Origin of the sequence: Pseudoalteromonas sp. SIMBA_162, assembly GCF_046535955.1 — a bacterium.
Classification (GTDB): Bacteria; Pseudomonadota; Gammaproteobacteria; order Enterobacterales; family Alteromonadaceae; genus Pseudoalteromonas; species Pseudoalteromonas marina.
Genome location: NZ_JAWJBQ010001121.1, coordinates 1 through 239, shown reverse-complemented (window position 1 = coordinate 239; position 239 = coordinate 1). Strand labels below are relative to the sequence as shown.

Genomic DNA, 239 nt, shown 5'->3' with positions numbered 1-239 from the left:
CCGTCGCCAATGGTCAATAGCGTATAACTTTCCGCCGCGTGTCCCATGCTCATGCCATGTTGCAGCACGCCGACCAGCAACCCGCCGACAACGTTAATGACCATGATGAGGATCCCGGCGATGGCATCGCCGCGAACAAACTTACTTGCCCCGTCCATTGAGCCGTAAAAATCGGCTTCCTGAGTCACTTCGGAGCGGCGTTTTTTCGCCTCATCTTCACCAATCAATCCGGCGTTAAG

1 protein-coding gene is annotated in these 239 nt (G+C 55.2%); it reads right to left on the bottom strand.

What is annotated here, in order from left to right; translation table 11 throughout:
- A partial coding sequence (locus R0J88_RS23170; RefSeq protein WP_410901340.1) for an FHIPEP family type III secretion protein occupies window positions 1-239 on the bottom strand: 239 nt, incomplete at both ends.